At 44.6% G+C, this 18,218-nt stretch carries 18 protein-coding genes; 12 read left to right on the forward strand and 6 right to left on the reverse strand.

The genetic code is table 11. The features are described 5' to 3' along the window. Positions 1-28: 28 nt before the first annotated feature. The gene (locus tag CPG39_RS06500) at positions 29-1,189 is read right to left on the reverse strand and encodes a glycoside hydrolase (protein ID WP_096292589.1); all 1,161 of its coding nucleotides are present in this window, start codon (positions 1,187-1,189) and stop codon (positions 29-31) included. Positions 1,190-1,606: 417 nt separating this feature from the next. Here CPG39_RS06500 and CPG39_RS06505 point away from each other — a divergent pair, with 417 nt between their 5' ends. Then, positions 1,607-1,897, forward strand: a complete 291-nt coding sequence (locus tag CPG39_RS06505; RefSeq protein WP_096292590.1) for a hypothetical protein — start codon at positions 1,607-1,609, stop codon at positions 1,895-1,897. Here CPG39_RS06505 and CPG39_RS06510 read toward each other — a convergent pair. The 3 genes from CPG39_RS06510 to CPG39_RS06520 form a co-directional block, all read right to left on the reverse strand. After that, positions 1,890-2,102: a hypothetical protein gene (locus tag CPG39_RS06510; RefSeq protein WP_013646848.1), complete on the reverse strand. Its 213-nt coding sequence runs from the start codon at positions 2,100-2,102 to the stop codon at positions 1,890-1,892. The two genes, CPG39_RS06505 and CPG39_RS06510, sit on opposite strands and share 8 nt — an antisense overlap. A 54-nt stretch (positions 2,103-2,156) precedes the next feature. Continuing rightward, positions 2,157-2,564, reverse strand: coding sequence for a universal stress protein (locus CPG39_RS06515; RefSeq protein ID WP_096292591.1), 408 nt, complete (start codon positions 2,562-2,564; stop codon positions 2,157-2,159). Positions 2,565-2,653: 89 nt separating this feature from the next. Continuing rightward, positions 2,654-3,994, reverse strand: coding sequence for a SulP family inorganic anion transporter (locus CPG39_RS06520; protein ID WP_096292592.1), 1,341 nt, complete (start codon positions 3,992-3,994; stop codon positions 2,654-2,656). Between the two features lie 1,216 nt (positions 3,995-5,210). On the opposite strand from CPG39_RS06520, the gene CPG39_RS06525 reads away from it, so the two are divergent. From CPG39_RS06525 to CPG39_RS14495, 10 genes are all read left to right on the forward strand, one after another. Then, positions 5,211-5,531 carry a hypothetical protein gene (locus tag CPG39_RS06525; protein ID WP_096292593.1) on the forward strand — a complete coding sequence of 107 codons (321 nt, stop codon included), beginning with the start codon at positions 5,211-5,213 and terminating at the stop codon, positions 5,529-5,531. A 315-nt stretch (positions 5,532-5,846) separates the two neighbouring features. Next, positions 5,847-6,767 (forward strand): branched-chain amino acid transaminase, encoded by a 921-nt coding sequence (locus CPG39_RS06530; RefSeq protein ID WP_096292594.1) that lies wholly within the window; start codon positions 5,847-5,849, stop codon positions 6,765-6,767. Between the two features lie 25 nt (positions 6,768-6,792). Next, positions 6,793-6,996 carry a zinc-finger domain-containing protein gene (locus CPG39_RS06535; RefSeq protein ID WP_013646842.1) on the forward strand — a complete coding sequence of 68 codons (204 nt, stop codon included), beginning with the start codon at positions 6,793-6,795 and terminating at the stop codon, positions 6,994-6,996. Positions 6,997-7,103: 107 nt separating this feature from the next. Then, positions 7,104-8,480 (forward strand): phosphomannomutase/phosphoglucomutase, encoded by a 1,377-nt coding sequence (locus tag CPG39_RS06540; protein WP_096292595.1) that lies wholly within the window; start codon positions 7,104-7,106, stop codon positions 8,478-8,480. 24 nt (positions 8,481-8,504) lie between these two features. Continuing rightward, positions 8,505-10,136, forward strand: a complete 1,632-nt coding sequence (locus CPG39_RS06545) for an NAD+ synthase (protein ID WP_096292596.1) — start codon at positions 8,505-8,507, stop codon at positions 10,134-10,136. A 41-nt stretch (positions 10,137-10,177) separates the two neighbouring features. Continuing rightward, positions 10,178-11,692: a M48 family metalloprotease gene (locus CPG39_RS06550; RefSeq protein WP_096292597.1), complete on the forward strand. Its 1,515-nt coding sequence runs from the start codon at positions 10,178-10,180 to the stop codon at positions 11,690-11,692. 101 nt (positions 11,693-11,793) lie between these two features. Next, complete coding sequence (locus tag CPG39_RS06555) at positions 11,794-12,939, forward strand: efflux RND transporter periplasmic adaptor subunit (protein ID WP_096292598.1); 1,146 nt, start codon at positions 11,794-11,796, stop codon at positions 12,937-12,939. Beyond that, a complete protein-coding gene (locus tag CPG39_RS06560; protein WP_096292599.1) occupies positions 12,939-13,691 on the forward strand; it encodes an ABC transporter ATP-binding protein in 753 nt (250 codons plus the stop codon). The genes CPG39_RS06555 and CPG39_RS06560 overlap by 1 nt, the downstream gene beginning before the upstream one ends. Continuing rightward, positions 13,688-14,911 carry an ABC transporter permease gene (locus tag CPG39_RS06565; protein WP_096292600.1) on the forward strand — a complete coding sequence of 408 codons (1,224 nt, stop codon included), beginning with the start codon at positions 13,688-13,690 and terminating at the stop codon, positions 14,909-14,911. The genes CPG39_RS06560 and CPG39_RS06565 overlap by 4 nt, the downstream gene beginning before the upstream one ends. 211 nt (positions 14,912-15,122) lie before the next feature. Beyond that, positions 15,123-15,278 (forward strand): membrane protein, encoded by a 156-nt coding sequence (locus CPG39_RS14495; protein WP_013646835.1) that lies wholly within the window; start codon positions 15,123-15,125, stop codon positions 15,276-15,278. Positions 15,279-15,924: 646 nt separating this feature from the next. Here the strand turns inward: CPG39_RS14495 and CPG39_RS06570 are convergent. Together CPG39_RS06570 and CPG39_RS06575 are read right to left on the reverse strand one after the other, a co-directional pair. Then, positions 15,925-16,155: a hypothetical protein gene (locus CPG39_RS06570; RefSeq protein WP_096292601.1), complete on the reverse strand. Its 231-nt coding sequence runs from the start codon at positions 16,153-16,155 to the stop codon at positions 15,925-15,927. A 331-nt stretch (positions 16,156-16,486) separates the two neighbouring features. Further along, positions 16,487-17,659 (reverse strand): alkaline phosphatase PhoX, encoded by a 1,173-nt coding sequence (locus CPG39_RS06575; protein ID WP_096292602.1) that lies wholly within the window; start codon positions 17,657-17,659, stop codon positions 16,487-16,489. A gap of 110 nt (positions 17,660-17,769) precedes the next feature. Here CPG39_RS06575 and CPG39_RS06580 point away from each other — a divergent pair, with 110 nt between their 5' ends. Continuing rightward, positions 17,770-18,147 (forward strand): multidrug ABC transporter permease, encoded by a 378-nt coding sequence (locus CPG39_RS06580; protein WP_231990425.1) that lies wholly within the window; start codon positions 17,770-17,772, stop codon positions 18,145-18,147. Positions 18,148-18,218 lie beyond the last annotated feature (71 nt).

The raw sequence follows: 18,218 nt of genomic DNA on the forward strand, positions 1-18,218 counted from the left end.
CTCATTACATAACCAAGAAATTCTAATTCTATATACAAGAGGGATAATTCTTAGGACAAGCGGCTCTCAAGCCGCCTGATGGAGTGCTTTTTTGATTATTATAGTTCATAACCTCCAGAACATCATCGACATATTTAGGGATACGCTGCCAGAATATGTAGTTGGATTTCAATTCGTCGCGTGCAAATACAAGAAGCTCCTGAACGGTGGGCACATGGCCTTTTTTATCGCCCCGCGTGTTTAAATAATTGACCTTCTCCACGGTCGGTGCTATCGGTACAGTTCCTGAGAGCTTAGAGAAATAGTGATATGCGCCTGGGGGGGAATAGGGACTGGGTGGAAAATTCAGCCCCGGCTCATCCGGATAAACATCCGGGCAACCGAGTGCTCCTCCCATTTTTACCATCGCGGTAGTGATTTGCTTGAGATATTCGCGTGGATAATTGATTTCCTGAATGGTCATGGTGTTAGGGAAGAATGTTCGTGCTTTTTGCTGCACAATGATTAAATTGTTGAACCATTTATCAGCTTGAGTCGTTGTCAGCGGTTTCACCGCTTGCCCCATAGCCGTCTCGATCATACCGATACCTTCAAAATTCGGATGGGAGTTGTAGCGTTTACCGAGTGCCTTGAATAAGGCGATCAGGCGGTCACGTACATAGGGATTCCATAATTTGATGTTATAGCCGTCTATCGTTTTAGATCCTCCCCAGTCATTGAATGCAAATGCGCCGCCCTCATATTTAGGGGCTTTTAAATAATCCGGTATGAGCTTCCAGTCAGCCTCGAATGATTTGGTCTGCACTTGAATGACCAGACGCTTGTTCATTTTAGTAAGCTTGGCAAGATGCTTGTCGATGGAAGAGAAATCATAGACCCCCGGTGATTTCTCCAGCCAACCCCATAAGTAACGCAGTTGCATGCCCCGCAGCGCGGGTGTTGCCTGAAGCTCTTTATAGACTTTTGCCATGTAGATCGGGTCGTCATTAGCCCAGTTTTGAATGGTGTAATAGTGACCTGGGTTCCATTTTATCCCCGTGGTACCGGCGGGCAGTGGGGCCGCATGCCCTATTCCAGTGGATGCAACAATCATACTTATGACGAATAACGCTGTAATGAATATAGCATTTATCCGTTTGCGCACAGTCGGTAAGATAATGTTTGGTTTCATGAAATTCTCAACTTTCATTTAAGATTCCTTTGATGAGTTTGAAGAAGTTGTGTATTGCTCAAAGTTTGGAGAAATGCTTCGCAAGATTGTCTGATTTACTCCAATCAGTCTGCAAATGAAAACTATTCACATCGCTGATGTTCATAAATACTCTTTTCTTCCTAATGCAATCTCATAATTTGAGCGCCGTTATATTCCGGATTGCAAAGAATCGCGGATATTTCTCAAAAACACATTATCAAAAAACAGATAATGAGCGCTATTTAGAGCGGAAAACTCCTGAATAAGAACTACCCGCTCTTTTTAATACGTGGCAAATTGATTCATTATCATCAACTTGCCGATTGGCATGGAAAATGTGGTGTACACAGTTAACCATCGAGAGTTTTTTCTGCAATGACTTGAATTGCAGACAGTATTCAGGGAATACTGCTTATGAATGCCACAAAAGCACCTGCTGGATATTGCTGGACCAACCGTAGATCGGGTGATCCTTTGGATAAAATATTGGAAGGCTGTTTCCGGTATAACAATAAGCCAGTAATCCAACAGGTCGTCTGTAGTAGCCGCAGCCTTGATCTGACAAATGTCCATTTTGGCAAAACATTGCCGAATCCAGCTACGGCTACTACAGACGACTCGTTGGTATTGAGCTTACTTAAATTCAGTTTCTTAAAATTAAAAAAATTAAAAAAACCTGAGGCCGTTAAAGTGGTACTTATTTAATGAGACGAGGCGAGGCTTTCTTGGGATAAAAACTACCTAATAATAAGTAGATAATGAATAAAGCTATCCCCATCAAAACTTCATCACTTAATTGAATAATGCCCATATTAACGTTGACAGCAGGATGCTTAATATTCATATACATTACAAATAAAGTAAGCAGCATTGTCATTAAAGAGAAAATAAAAATTTTCTGAATTGCCATATTAACCTCCCATTATGAAATGAAATATTTTGCGCACAATGATCTGGATTTTAATTAACTAATCCTTACCAACATTATTGAACAATCCACCTTCTTAATTAGCTCCTCAGCTACGGAACCGGAAAAGAAACGCTCAAGTCCTTTACGATTTGAGGTGCCAACTACGAGCAAATCCGCTTTCCATTCAGTTGCTGATTCCGCAATCGCCATACTGATTGCATTTAAACCGTACTGATCATCAACGACGAGAAGTTTTGTTTCGATTTCTAAGTCATTGATATTTGATTTTGCTTTTTCCAATACTTCAAGCCCTGCTTCCTGGCCAGACTCAAGATCATCATTATTAATACAATGCCCTATACATAATGATGCTTTGAAAATTTCAGCAATTTTTGTAGCTACTGCCAGGGCCTGTTTTGAGAACTCGCTCTCATCAATTGCAATATAGACTTTTTTGTACATGATTAAATTTTATGAGGTTCATTGATGTTTTTTGTAGCAGTGTTTTAACAACGCGTTGCACACTGCCACAAACATGCTTGAAACTTTACTTACAGCAAATTCGAATTATCAGTCTTCAAGCTACGAAAATATCTTTTTACAACTTCTTTTCCAGGCATATTGTCATGTTTGGTATAAACCATATAGTGAATGACGCCATGGATTGCCATTGCGGCCAATAACCCTTCAAAGATACCCACCTTAAACACCAAACCCGCAGTAATCACTGCCAGAATCAAGGCATATGAACCATAATGCGTCACGTGGACTAATCCTGCTATCATTTTGTAACCGGTAAAGAGCATGATCGCAGCAAGCGCAAATTTTGGAAGAAAATCAAGATACTGCACATTAAAGGTAAAAAAGCAAACAACACAACCGATGATCAAAACTGAGAATTTGGTCATGGCGCCAGCCAGTTTATTGGTCGTGCTCTTGGCAAGGCCATCCAGATTTGTCATGCCATGGAAGAAACTTGAACCCAAATTAGCAATCCAAATCGCCAGCAAGCTATTGTTGCTGTCGGTTTTGCGTTTCAACGGATCAATTTTCTCTATCGCCGCATTACTCATTACTTGCTCGATCACATCGACGATTGCCAGCATGGCGCAGAACAGAATCATGTAAACCATCATCATTACGGTGACATCTGCCGCAGGTAGCGGTAGTTTTAAATGAAGATCCACATCTTCTACTGAAATCATAGGAACGCTTACAAATTGTGCTAGAACTACCCCTCCAATGATGAGTGCGAAGTAAGGAATTGCAGGCTGCTTATCTTTAAATTTTGAAAAAAGAAATAAGAAAAGAGCAACCCCTGCGGCGGATATTCCCGCCATTTGTATCCGTGCTTCATTCCAGAAATCCTCGGTAACCATTTCTGCTGGAATTTCGTAGGTAAACTCAGAGAATTTCAGAAAAATTTTCAACCCAACCCCTGCCAGCAGACCCTCTACCAGATACACCGGTACTGCCACCAGCAAATACTTCTGCCAATTAAATTTCCATATAATCGCTTGCATTACCGCAGTCATGAAAATGCAGAATGCCATATTCTCCCAACCGAAAGAAGCGACTCCAAGTGCCAGAACGGGAGCAAGTCCGGCGGCGATGCCTGGTGATCCTATGTAATTACCTGGCCTGAACCACGAGAATAACCATCCTATCAGTGAAGCAAACACTACGGTCGCTAAACCCACTTTAATAGGATAATCCGACATGATCGCTATTCCGATTGATAATGGAATCGCCATTGCACCCGTTATTAAGCCGGCAGCAGTATCACGAAAAAAATACTGGGCTTGAAAAGCAGCAGACCCATACCCGCTCGCGTTTATATTTTCCAGATGGCGATTGCTTGCTGAAGACTCTTTCTCTATATGAGTTGCCATAAGTTAATTCCCCTCTCCAAATACAACCAATTTATTAAAAATTATAATTAATGGATTAAGACCCATTTTTTAGTTACCAGGATATTTTTGTTGCCCATGTTCATCAATTTGCCATTCCATCTTTCACAAACTGATTCATAAACATAGTGTTAATAATAAAATTATCCCTTTGCGATACGAGAGCATACTAATCCTGCGTGCAATCGGCTGTACATTGGGCAAAGTATTAAAGTAAACAGGGGAATTAATTATCCAAACTAAAACTATTACTTAGGTTTTCTAAGTATTTCTATTAGATTGGGTAAAAAAAGCGGACGAAGAATTTTGCAAGTGATAGATTTATCAGCTGAAAATCGAGAGGGATTGTCGCTAACAATAAGCTCAGAAGCTCTGACAAATTACTCTATAAAAACTATAACATGACTTATTATTATGTTAATGATTATTAAACAAATACCTCCAGATCGTCGTGCAAATAAATTTGTTTTCCTATGAAATATCCCAGCTTGAAATTCTTCTTGAATGAATAAAAAGCTTTATCCGAATTCTCTACGTTTTCCTATATAAACTGTGAGTATATAAACTTCTGCCGCATGACATTTTTGAATACCCTCAGAACTCTTTTGTATATACAGCACGTATAAAGAAGGTTTTGATTAGATAACTTACATATAAGGCAAGAACAATATCGGACAAAAGATAACCCGCAGCGATGCTGGATAATTTTGAAATTAATATCATTACAGAAACAATCAAAATGATCATATAAATCTGATTATGAATCATAAAATTACCCTCACATAAAAACTAATAAAAATTACCTGCGAAACCCGATAAAGCTCATCTACATGACATTATAGGCCATATATTAACAAAAAATTCACACTTATTTCACAAAAAATTCACAAAATGAGGATAACTTCCTGTTTATTAAACACATACACCTTAAATTCATAGAAAATATTTTGATTATGTCCCACTTTAATGCTCTATCTCGAGCTTGAATCCTCGAAAGCAATATTGCAAAAGTAATATGTAGTTATAATGAACACAATAATAATGGGAGTTCATTATTTTGAGCTGAATGAAAATAACAGTATCCTACCGAGTGAACAAATCACCGATGTCTCTCTATCATTCATTGACTGGTAATAAAAAAATCATTCAACTTTCATTTGAAAGTGGTATTGTCAAATTTTAGCAAAAAGGAATTAACATGCTTCGCGCACTTTTTATGCTGATAGTCTTTGTGAGTATGCTTCAGGGTTGTGCAACTTCCAGAGAAGTATTTCTTGCTGATGGAGCCAAAGGATATAACATCAACTGCAGTGGTTCTGGAAGAAACTATAGCCATTGCTTGGAAAAAGCCGGGGATATCTGCGGCACACAAGGATATCACGTGCTCAATCAGCAGGGTGAGATCGTTCCTTTTCCTCAGGCCATTCGTGATCTTAGAAATGCCCAATCAACTTCAATCGGATTTTTAACGCAATCGGGTTCGAGGGTAACTCGCAATCTATTTATCAAATGCAAATAAACGAAAGTACAATTGAAAAAATACTTTTCAAAAACATCCATCACCCCATTCGCATCAGTCAATCATACCTCCATCATGGATGAGCATATTTCAGCTTATTCACCCCGTACTTCGCGCTGTTACCAATCTTCAGCGTATACATACTGTTCGATAAATTGATAACATCATTCCTATGCAAAGAAGTAATTTTCGAGAACCTGCCCGTTCTAATCAATGAATAGACGCACTATCACAATACATTACAGTGTTTTTACGCTACGCCGAATTAAGTTAGAATATGTGCTTTTTAGAATTTATCTTAAGGGGAGTTCCTGAATGTCAATGGCTGACCGTGACGGTGTGATCTGGTATGACGGGAAGATGGTTCCCTGGCGGGATGCCAATACGCATGTATTAACCCATACGCTGCATTACGGCTTGGGCGTTTTTGAAGGGCTGCGCGCCTATGAAACCGCGCAAGGATCAGCGATATTCCGCTTGCAGGAACATACTGACCGCTTGTTTAACTCGGCACATATTTTCATGATGAAAATACCTTATAGCAAGGATGTCATCATGCAGGCGCAATGCGATGTCGTAAAACAAAACCAATTGACTTCCGGTTATATTCGCCCGATTGCCTTCTATGGGGCCGAAGCCATGGGGCTTTCCGCCAAAACATTATCCGTGCATGTCGCCATCGCCGCCTGGCCGTGGGGTACGTATTTGGGTCCTGAAAGCCTGGAGAATGGCATTCGCGTCAAGACTTCGTCGTTCACCCGGCATCATGTCAACATCAATATGTGCCGCGCCAAATCAGTAACCACTTACGCCAATTCCATTCTCGCCAATCAGGAGGTCGGACTGAATGGATACGATGAAGCATTGTTGCTGGATGTTGAAGGGTATGTTGCAGAAGGATCGGGAGAAAATATTTTTATTATCAAACAAGGCAAAATTTACACGCCTGACCTGACTTCCTGCCTGGAAGGCATCACTCGCGCATCCATTATTGAACTGGCGGCAGAAGTGGGCATTCCCGTTATCGAGAAACGCATTACACGCGATGAAGTTTACTGCGCGGATGAGGCTTTTTTCACCGGCACTGCTGCCGAAGTAACACCCATTCGCGAATTGGATAACCGCATTATCGGAGCTGGCAAGCGCGGGCCGATTACCACCCAGTTACAAACGCTATTTTTTGATTGTGTCAAAGGCAAAGCCAAGAATCACGCCAACTGGCTTACCTTGATTTAATAATGCACCATTGGAGCTAATTTGTATGAATCAACAAACCAATAATAAAGCCCGAGAAATCGAAGTGACTGCCGACGATCTACCACTCCATTGCCCCATGCCATCGATGCTGTTATGGAATTCCCATCCACGCGTTTTCCTGCCGATCGAGGCCACCGGAGAAGCGCTTTGCCCGTACTGCGGCACCCAGTACACCCTGAAAGGCGGCGCTGCACCCGGTCATCACTGAGACACACGGATTCACGATGAAACCTGCGTTTTGATGATCAACTGCAATGCGAACAATATCGGTTTACCGTGCTGTATTAACTACTTCTTTTTCGGATTTACTAAATAATGCCAACCATTCCTCACGAAATTTTTAAAGCTTATGATATCCGCGGTATTGTCGGCAAAACCATCACCGTAGAAAATGTCGAAAGAATCGGTCATGCCATAGGTTCCGAAGCGCGTGCCAGGAATCTGACCGCGATTGCAATCGGGCGCGATGGCAGATTATCAGGCACCGAACTTTCCCAAGCGCTCGCACGTGGTATCCGCAACAGTGGAATCGATGTGGTAGATGTCGGCATGGTCGCAACGCCCATGCTCTATTTCGCCGCACATCAACTTTGCCAATATTCCGGGGTAATGGTGACCGGCAGTCATAATCCACCTGAATATAATGGCTTCAAGATTGTGCTGGGCGGTCAGACGCTCGCAGCTGAAGCCATCCAGGCCTTGCGAATACGTATCGAAAATAATGACTTAACCCACGGAACCGGCAATTATTCCGAACAGACTATTGTCAACGCTTATCTCGAACGCATCACCCAGGATATCCAATTGAACCGTCCGCTCAAAATCGTTGTTGATTGCGGCAACGGCGTAGCGGGCGCATTCGCACCGGCGCTGTATCGCGGTCTGGGTTGTCAGGTCACTGAATTGTTCTGTGATGTGGATGGATCCTTCCCCAATCATCATCCTGATCCATCCGTACCCGAAAATCTCAGTGACGTTATTCATGCGTTAAGAACTACCGATGCCGAAATCGGCTTGGCTTTTGACGGCGATGGCGACCGGCTGGGCATCGTAACCAAGAATGGCAATATCATTAATGCCGATCGCCAGCTCATGTTGTTCGCAGCAGACGTATTATCGAGAAATCCCGGTGGAAAAATCATTTTTGACGTGAAATGCACCCGTAACCTGGCACCCTGGATTAGCAAACATGGTGGCACCCCTGTGATGTGGAAAACCGGACACTCATTTATCAAAGCCAAACTCATTGAAGAAAAAGCTCTGCTGGCTGGAGAAATGAGTGGACATTTGTTCTTCAAGGAGCGCTGGTATGGCTTTGACGACGGGTTATATGCCGGTGCACGGTTGCTGGAATTGATGAGCCGCGTAGCGGATATCGATGCAACGCTGAACAACCTCCCCGACAGCCTCAACACACCGGAAATACAGGTACGCACCGCTGAGGGTGAAAATCATGCTTTGATCGCACAATTACAACAGCAGGCAGTTTTCAGCGATCCGCAACAAGTCATTACTATCGACGGATTACGCGTTGAATACAACGATGGATTTGGCTTAGCCCGCGCCTCCAATACCACGCCCGTGATCGTGTTGCGCTTTGAAGCGGATAATGAAGCCGCGCTCAAACGCATTCAGGAAGATTTTCGCCACAATATTCTACAAGCAAAGCCGGATGCTCAACTACCCTTCTAGCTTGCACTAGTATCGCGGCAAATCATGTACATTGCCATTGCTCAGATTAATTGCACGGTAGGGGATATTGCCGGAAATGCAGCAAAAATACTGGCTGCGGTAAAACAAGCCCAGCAAGCGGGCGCCACGTTGATCATCACACCCGAATTGGCTTTATCCGGATACCCTCCTGCGGATTTGCTGCTGCGCGAAACATTTTGCCAATTGTGCCAGCAGACACTCACACAACTGGCACAATCGATTGACGACATCACACTGATCGTGGGTCACCCCAGTTTCGACGAAAACAAGCTTTTTAACGCTGCCTCGATCATTCATCAAGGTCAAATTCAACATACCTATCACAAAAGAATTCTCAATAAATCGCCTTTTTTTAACGAAACCTATTACTTTGACGCCGGCACTCAACCCTATCTGCTTGAACTGGAAGGCATCAAATTCGGCATTGATATTTGCGCCGATTTCTGGCTCGGCCATTTACCCGCGGAAACAGACCAGCCCCAGCCGGACATCGTACTCGTGCTGAATGCATCAGCCTACCATATCAACAAGCAAGTTTCCCGCTATCAAACCACGCACCAATTTATCAAGCATACCGGCATCCCAGTGATCCACACCAACTTGATCGGCGGACAGGATGAACTGGTTTTTGATGGCGCATCGTTTGCCATGAATGGACAAGGCGAACTTACCCATCAATTGAGTGAATTTTCTGAAGTCATCGAACTCATCGAGATTCAGAACAAACAACCGGTAAAAGGCAAATTAATGCCGGCACAATCCCCTGTAGCCAGTATCTATCAGGCATTATGTTTAGGCGTTCGCGACTATGTGCGGAAAAACGCTTTCCCCGGTGTGTTACTGGGACTCTCCGGAGGAGTGGATTCGGCGCTTGCACTCGCGATTGCGGTCGATGCATTAGGTGCAGACCAGATCAGAACCGTCATGATGCCGACACGATACACCGCCAGCATGAGCCTGGAAGACGCCAATGAAATGGCGGAGTTATTGGGGGTTAAGCATATCGAATGCGATATAGAGCCGCTATTTGACTTGTATCTCAAGAAAATTGCCGAGGATTTTCATATCTCGCCGGACTTGGCAGATGTTAATACCATGCCGGAAAATATTCAGGCGCGCATCCGCGGCACGTTACTGATGGCGCTATCCAATTATACCGGCTCAATGGTATTGACGACGGGCAACAAATCGGAAATGGCAGTGGGCTATTGCACCTTGTATGGTGATATGGCAGGCGGCTTTGCGCTATTAAAGGATATCAGCAAGACCCTGGTTTATCAGTTGTGCGAATATCGGAATCAAATCCAACGTGTTATCCCTGAACGCATTATCCGCCGCGCGCCATCGGCTGAGTTGCGCTTGAATCAGACCGATCAGGACAACTTACCAGCGTATGAAGTTTTGGATGGAATCATCGAGGCCTATGTCGAGAAGAATCTTACTCCGGCTGAAATCATTGCATTGCATTACGACGCAGCCGATGTTACCCAAGTTATCCAATTAATCCATAGTAACGAATACAAACGCCGCCAGTCTCCTCCAGGAATTCGCATCACGCACTGCGATTTCGGCACCGCATGGCGTTATCCCATCGTATCGCACTTCAAAAACTGGGCAACCCTCACTGCAGAGTAAGCATCCGCGGAACTCGTAAAACAAATCGATATCCTATTATCATGAAATTAGCTTGTTTGATAATTGCGCTATCGATCTATTTTCCAATCAATATCTTAGCGCACGAGTTGCCCGAATTGGGAGACGTATCGCAAGCTTCCATTACACCTCATCAGGAACGGCAGTTAGGCCTGCGAATCATGCGTCAGATTCGCACCGATCCCAGTTATATGGATGATCCCGAAATTGCCAGCTATCTTGGCAATCTGGGTCATAAATTGATCGCCAATTCAAATGAAGCCAATGCCAATCAATTGTTTGAGTTTTTCGCGCTCGATAATCCGGCAATCAATGCATTCGCATTACCGGGGGGCTTCATGGGCTTCAACAGCGGTCTGATCATCGCCGCGCAAAGCGAATCCGAATTAGCGGCTGTAATGTCGCATGAAATTGCGCATGTCACGCAAAAACACCTGGCTCGTATGATCGCTGCGCAGAAATACGATCTGGTCAAATATATAGCGGCTCTGGCAGTCGCCATCGTCGCCTCGCGCGCTGACGCTCAGGCAAGCCAGGCCGTATTGGTTGCCTCACAGGCCAGCATGATCCAATCAAAGCTGGATTTCACCCGTAACCATGAAAAAGAAGCAGATCGTATCGGTTTAAGTATTCTATTAGACGCAGGATTTGATCCTCAAGGCATGGCAGCTTTCTTTGAACGCTTGCAACGAGCGGGGCGTTTTCATGAAAATGGCGCGCCTTCTTATCTGCGCACACACCCGATCACCTATGAGCGCATCGCGGATATTCAGAATCGCACACGTGAAATGCCTTACCGGCAAGTTCCGGATAGCCTCGATTTTCTACTGGTACGCGCCAAATTACGCGCATTGCAAGGCAATGCACGTGATACCGTGCGGCAATTCAAAACGCGCCTGACCGAGAAACGCTATAGCAATGAGGCGGTTGAACGTTATGGCTATATTCATGCGCTATTGCGCGCTAAAAAATACAAACAAGCCGACGCTGAACTCACACTCCTGTATCAATTTTTGCATAGCGATCCAACCGGATTTACGCTGACTAATCATCAGTTGGGAAAAACCGTACGGATTGAATCCAAAAATGTTATCGCCGGTGCAATGATTGAAACACTCTCAGCCCGGGTTAAACTCACCAATGGAGAAACTGCCGAAGCTTTCAATGCCTACAAAACTGCATTAAAAATTTACCCCCAATATCGGGCACTCATTCATGGTTATGCACAAGCCTTAATAGAAAACCATCAAATTGAGACAGCGCTGGAATTTATTACCCAGAAATTACAACTGATCCAGAATGATGCGCAATTGTTTAGCCTGCAAGCCCAATGTTATGAGCTATTAGGTGATAAAATGCTCAAGCATCGTGCGCTCGCCGAGTCTTATCTGCTAAAAGGGCACTACGCGGGCGCTGTTGATCAACTGAAAACCGCGCTACAAAACAGCAATGGTAATTTCTATCAGCTTTCCAGTGTGGAAGCACGTTTGAAGCAGGTAGAAATACTCCGGGAAGAAGCAGATAAAGCGGAAAAATAAAAGTACCCGGAGAATTTTAAACGCTATATTCGCCGTGCATTCCCGAGTTGCCTATTGCTACTGATCGGACGGTCCCATTGAATTTAAAATAAATCTCGCAAATGAGTATTGCTGGCACAAGAAAAATCATCATTGTTCTAATACTGGCTATCATTGCCGCCCTCTATTGGTATACCCGTGACACCAACGAATCTTCAGCGAGCAAATATAAAACCCGGAGCATAGAACGTGGCGATATCATACAAACCATCTCCGCCAATGGTACGCTTACACCTGTCGTGCTGGTCAACGTAGGCACGCAGGTATCCGGAACGGTCGCTAAACTGCATGCAGATTTTAATGATCAGGTAGAAATCGGGCAGATTCTGGCTGAGCTCGATCCCGCCATATTACGTGCGCAATTGCAGCAATCCAAAGCCAATCTTCTCAATGCGCAAGTTGCGTTGAGAATTGCTGAAAGTAAATTAAGGCGTCATCGGTTATTAAAGGAAAAGGAATTCATTTCATCCGAAGCATTAGAAATCATTGAGCAGGAAGCTGAAGCCGCACGCGCGCAACTGGCCATTAACAAAGCCCAGGTCGAACGGGATCAGGCCAATCTCAATTATAGTGTGATTCGTTCACCGATTTCAGGTGTCGTCATCGCACGGGATGTCGACATCGGTCAAACCGTAGCTGCGAATTTTCAGACCCCGATTTTATTTCAAATCGCCAAAGACCTGCGGCAAATGCAAATCAACATCAGTGTGGCCGAAGCGGATATCGGACAACTGCATATCGGCCAATTGATAAATTTCACTGTAGATGCCTTTCAGCAGCGGAAATTTTCCGGTACGGTCAAGCAAGTCCGGCTCAATCCGACCATCCAGGAAAACGTCGTGACTTATAACGTTGTGGCGATGGTTGATAATGATGATGGCACATTGTTACCCGGAATGACCGCCAACATCCATTTTGTCGTCAAGCAAAAAAACGACGTACTGCGAGTCCCCAATGCAGCCTTAAGATTTCAACCGAGAGACACAGAGCCAGGTGAAAGTGGGAAAATGACCAAACCCTCGCAACAACCGACTGTCTATCTGCTGACGGGAAATCAACCTTCACCCATTACCGTTGCAACCGGAATCACCGATGGCAATTTCACCGAAATTATCAGCAACGAAATCAAAATAGGGGATAAGGTGATCCTCAGTGAAGTAACTGATAAAAAAGAATCTGAAAGCAGATTCAAATTACGCGTATTCTGATGCCTTTGATTCAGTCCACACACTCCACTCAGTCGCTCATTCAATTAGAACGTCTTTGCAAAAGCTACAGTTTGCAGGATGCGCATGGCCAAACCCTTACCACCCAGGTTCTGCATCATATCGACCTGACCATTCATCAAGGTGAGTTTGTCGCCATCATGGGGCATTCGGGATCGGGCAAATCCACCCTGATGAATATACTCGGCTGCCTGGATACGCCCACCAGAGGTTCATACTGGTTATCCGGAAGAAACGTCGCGGCACTTTCCAGTAATGAATTAGCACAAATTCGTAATCGAAACATCGGCTTTGTATTTCAGGGATTCAATTTGCTCAAGCGTATGACAGCTCTCGATAATGTTGCAACACCCCTGCTCTACGCTGGCGTCAGCCGCTCCAAGAGTCGTCAGCAAGCATTGGAATTCCTGCGCCGCACCGGCCTGGAAGATTTTGCCATGCACCAACCCAACCAGCTTTCCGGGGGACAACAACAGCGAGTCGCCATCAGCCGCGCCTTGATCAATCATCCCTCGTTGATTCTGGCTGACGAACCCACCGGCAATCTGGATACGCAAACCAGCAATGACATTATGCAGTTATTCGAGCAACTCAACCGCAACCAAGGGATTACCATCATATTGGTCACACACGAGAACGATATTGCAGCCTACGCCAAACGTTTGATCCATTTGAAGGATGGACGCATTACGATTGACAGTTACCCTACCGCAGCAAGCACAACTAATCGATGAATCTATCCGCGATCTTTGGTGAAGCATTACGCGCCTTACGTCAGAACCGTCTGCGTACAGGATTGACCATGCTGGGCATGATTATTGGCGTTGCTGCTGTCGTATTAATGCTGTCGATCGGTCAGGGTGCACGCACCAAAATCAACGAAACCATCGCGGCGATGGGCAGCAACTTGTTGCTCGTAGTGCCTGGCGCCATGTCCTCCGGCGGTTTTAGTTTCGGCAGCGGCAGTGTCAGAACTTTGACCATCAATGATGCGCACGCCATCGCGGAGCTCACATCGATCCGGGCAACTGCCCCGGTAACCAGCGGCACAGTGCAACTCAACTATGCCGCCAAGAATTGGAGCACCCTTATTACCGGCACTACACCGGAGTATTTTGAAGTCGGCAACTGGACCATGGAATCCGGAACAGCCTTTACCGAAGCGGATGTACGTTCGGCTGCCCGCGTAGTTGTATTGGGATCGATTACGGCGAAAAATCTCTTCGGCGATGAAGAGCCCGTGGGCAAAACCATACGCGTCACCAACCGTCCGTTTCTGATAGTGGGGGTGTTAATGGCCAAAGGCCAAAGTCTCACCGGACGGGATCAGGACGATAATGTTTTTGTTCCGATCTCTACCAGCGAACGGCAAATCACCGGCAATCAGTTTCCCGGTTCTATCCGCTATATGCTGGTACAAGGCGCATCTGCGGATGAAATGGATATTGCGGAAATTGAAATTACGCAATTATTGCGTCAGCGTCACCGCATTCCCAGCGGCAAGGATAATGACTTCACTGTCCGCAATCTAACCGCCATCGCGGATGTTGCCACCGATGCTGCCAAGATTATGTCCATTGTACTCGGTGCAATCGCATCGGTTTCTTTGCTGGTTGGCGGCATCGGAATCATGAACATCATGCTGGTATCGGTGACGGAACGTACCCGTGAAATCGGCATTCGCATGGCGATTGGGGCCAATCAACGCGCCATTCTTACACAATTTTTATTGGAAGCGATGATGATTTGTATCATGGGCGGTTTAATTGGCTTGCTCATAGGCATTGGCGGGGCCTGGCTGGTCAGTCAGGTTGCTGATATGTTGATTGTCATTACTCTCGGAATGATTGGTTTGGCGTTTTTATTCTCTTCCGCAGTCGGCATTTTTTTTGGTTTTTACCCCGCTCAAAAAGCGGCTTCACTGAAACCTGTCGATGCGCTTCGATACGAATAAATGGCTGACATAACGACTCTAATCGACACGACAAGAATTTTTATACTCATGATTTCACTGATTTTAATTTAATAGCACTTGTGTTTGCCTTCATTTAATTCGATATATTAACCGTTTTCCAAAAGATAAACGCTTGCAATGTGCTATAGTCTTGGTGTGACAAATTCACAGATGTAGTACTTATCAATTTATTAAAGAGAACGTTAATTAAATGAAACTTTTAAAATTTTTTGCAGCAACAATTTTTGCATTGACATTAGTAGCTTGCGGTAAACCTACGGCTCCGGAAAGCGCTAAGGAAGAAGGTTACGGAACGACTCATGAAGGCAAACCGGCTGAAGGCCGTAATGAGCTTCCTGCTAATTAAATAGCCGCTCTGAAAAGCATTATTGGCATTGTTTATCGTTCAATGTCAGTGAATTGACTTAAGACCTCTGTAGGATCAGTTTATCGTTCCTACAGACCTTTAATCTTTAATACCAATAGAAATTTCATATCCCCGCGCGATCTCTGTTTAAACCGCCTCCGATTGTGTTAGAACTTTACTTGCTAGTTACGCTACCTTAAATTCCTACTCACGCCTATATACTCTCTGCGCTTCATCCGGATTCCGCCTTGGAATTCATATAAAACCGAAAAGGCTTTCTGCCACAAATACCAATGAATATTATATTTTGGTATCAATCGTTTTTTCATGTGAATTGTTATACTTCTTAAGGTCTTTACAAAATGCCGCAACCTTATCATTTCGATGCAATTGCGGGTTTATTTTTGACTGATCGGGTGATTCTTAGTCATTTCTCCACTAATGAGCCATAAGCAATCACTCTAAACCAGGCATTTCCGGTCAAACCCTCTATTTGCTGATCATTCGGCGATCAGCAAAGATTGTGGGTAGCCTTTTCAGGTTATACGCCATCGCCAATAGCATATGTCCGGCATGCACTAATGCTAAGTCACGGTAACACAGGATTTGGCATTGAACCAACGTGCCTGACTACCGAAGGTGCGCTCTACAACATTCCGGGCTTTGTGATCAGACTGTTGCATTGTAATTGCCGACGCGTGACTGAATGGTTCTTCGCGGCTTTATCCTGAATCCCGTTTTTAATGCCGTGTGATTTCAGAACATCGCGATGTTTCTGGCTGCTATATGCTTTGGCGGCATGGATGCGGGCTCCTGGCTGGATATGGGCTTTCTCCAACAAATTCAGAATGGCCGGACGCCCTGCTGTATCTCCCACATCGGTGCGTAATGTACAGCGATCGCTTTCTCGATAGTGTTCCAGTCTATCAATTGATTAACCTACTTCAGAAAATACCCTTTCCGAGTGCGGCGGGTTCGTCATATTCCGAAAAACTCATAGTCAACACTTCAATACATTTGGTTTAAAACATAATTGTAACGCCCGATCCTATAACCGAGGGAATGACCGTGCATAGGGCTCTCGATAATTTATAGGAGAGGTTATTGCTTGTTCTGTTTTTTTATTTGGGGCAACAGTTTCTCCATCAGTTGTGGAAACATCAAACGCTGGAAGTCTTGTCGGATTCCTGAAGACCCGAAAAATCACATCAGAATGGACCGGTTATTTCAAACGTTACACCATCCGCGCTATTTCCGGTTTTGCCTCGCTGAGAACTGAAATATAACCGTGATCCATCTGGGCTCAGAGCCGGGCCGGCTATTTCTGAACGATCATGACCAATTACTTGTAATAAGGGTAAAACATCATCTCCAGATAGCACTACAATTTGCATATTACCGCCATCCTCAGCCACGAGCAATTCACCTGCGGTATTGCCGGTAATATTATCAACACCGGTTAACACCGGTGAGAGGCATGATGCTGCATTATAGAGGATGCTGAGACGCTGTTTCTGTATGTCAAAAACCCATACGCAATCATCTCCCTTGGTAGCAAAGTAAATAAAATCCTGGTGATACCAGATGCCTTCACCGCCATCGAATGCAGTGCTATGGGGGATTTGTTTGCGTGTTGGCATATTGGCCGCCGATGGATCTGTCAGCGCATGCCAGCGGACTGTACCGATGCCGTCATCAATTACCTCGGCAACTTCAAGAACACCGTCATCCAGGTTGGGATTGCCGACAGTATCGAATGAATGAGCAGTGTAGCGATAAAATCGACCTTCCGGTTTGTCTTCAGTCAGATATAGCTGTTTGTTGCGCGTATCCACCGCAACAGCTTCATGCCGGAATAAGCCTAGGGATTTTCTGGCCTGTGCTGGTTTGTAACCAAACGGATCGCATTCCCATACCTGACCTTTATCGGTTTCTTCACATGATAGCCATGTTTGCCAGGGCGTATGCCCACCTGCACAGTTACGGTCGGTTTGGGTCAAAATCGAATACGCATCAACCAGTTCTCCCTGTGCATTAAAACGTAACGCACCTGCACCGCCTGCTTGATTCTCCAGCTCGCAGTTGGAAACATAAATCCAGCCACCATCTGGAGAAGCAAAGGTGGCGCCGCCATCCGGTGCGGCATGCCACGTATAGTCAAAAAGCTTTTCACCTGAATGTGCTACGATACGTGAAGTAAACCCTGCTGGTAAACGCACACCATTATGATCCGGCGGCAAAAGCTTGCCGTGAGTAGCTATCGATAATGACATAGTTGCGGCTTTTAGTGGAGAAGGCAGCAAGGTGTTGCCCAGAAATGCACCTAAGCTCATGAATCCATACTGCAATAATTTACGCCGTTTTAGATCTGATATTTTCATTTTACATGTAGCCTTATGTATTAAACCTCATGATAGACATAAGGTTTTATGCGGCGAGATAGTTTACAATGCTGCATCGTCTTATATCTATGGAATGAAAGTATTGAGCAATGATTCAAATATTAAAACCAATTGTATCGCTTCTAATGTTTTTAACCGTGCTGTTTTTTATCAACACAATACTTACAATCACGACCAGCTTTTCCAATGGGTTTAATACACTTTTTTCTCTGGCCTGCGCTGTGCTAGCTACTGGATTTACCTGGAAACTGATTGCGGGTAAAAAAATAAATACGCTCGTTGCTGTCATTGGAGGTGCGTTAATTCTTGGAGGATTATTTTTTACGTTAGGTTTCTTAGGACCGATGGTTATCGCCAAAGACACCAATCAAGGCCCCATGATCGGAATCTTTATTGCAGCACCGTTGGGGATTATTCTGGGTGGAATTGGGGGGTATGTTTATGTTTCGCAGCAAAAGGGGGATTGATGAACTTCTTACAGTAATGATGAAAATTGAATGGCTTATTTGAAAATTCTGGTTTAGTGAGAGAAATTTTT

The sequence above is a fragment of the Nitrosomonas ureae genome, assembly GCF_900206265.1.
Classification (GTDB): Bacteria; Pseudomonadota; Gammaproteobacteria; order Burkholderiales; family Nitrosomonadaceae; genus Nitrosomonas; species Nitrosomonas ureae_C.